Source organism: Streptomyces sp. AC627_RSS907 (genome assembly GCF_019049165.1).
The window spans coordinates 1-655 of record NZ_JAGMUE010001193.1 but is presented as its reverse complement, the minus strand read 5'-3'; the positions used below and the strand labels follow the sequence as shown (position 1 = coordinate 655).

Sequence of the window (655 nt, the reverse complement as noted above, 5' to 3'; positions counted from 1 at the left end):
GAGTGCCGGGTTCAGGGCTGCCTGATCTATCCCCTAATGTGGCTTTTGTCGTTCACGTAGCTGGGGAAGGGGACCGATGGAGCGCACCGTCGTCCGTTGTGCCGAAGGGCACGTATTCAGCACCGCTTCGTTCCCGATGCAGAACCTGACCGCCGACCGTCTTGGGCCCGGACGCTTGTTGCGCTGTCCGCGGTGCGCCCGGCTTCGGCACGCGGTTCCTGTGGTGCTGGAGAAGCGGTAGCTCACGTTCAGTGAGGGCCCGGCCCGGTTGGGTCGGGCCCTTGGGGTTTGTTTGTCCGCGTATCCTCGTGGCGTGCTTCTCTCAGACAAGGACATCCGGGCCGAGATCGACTCCGGCCGGGTGCGGATCGATCCGTACGACGACCAGATGGTGCAGCCGTCGAGCATCGACGTGCGGCTGGACCGCTACTTTCGGGTGTTCGAGAACCACCGCTACCCCCACATCGACCCCGCCGTCGAGCAGGCCGACCTGACGCGCGAGGTGGTGCCGGAGGGGGACGAGGCGTTCATCCTGCACCCCGGCGAGTTCGTGCTGGCCTCCACGTACGAGGTGGTGAGCCTGCCCGACGACATCGCCTCGCGGCTGGAGGGGAAGTCGAGCCTGGCGGCTGGGGCTGCTGACGCACTCCACGGC

The 655-nt window shown here is 66.7% G+C and carries 1 pseudogene; it reads left to right on the top strand.

Features of this window, described 5'->3' with window-relative positions:
- Positions 1-313: 313 nt before the first annotated feature.
- Positions 314-655: pseudogene (gene dcd / locus KUM32_RS41015) on the top strand (dCTP deaminase); the annotation flags it as partial.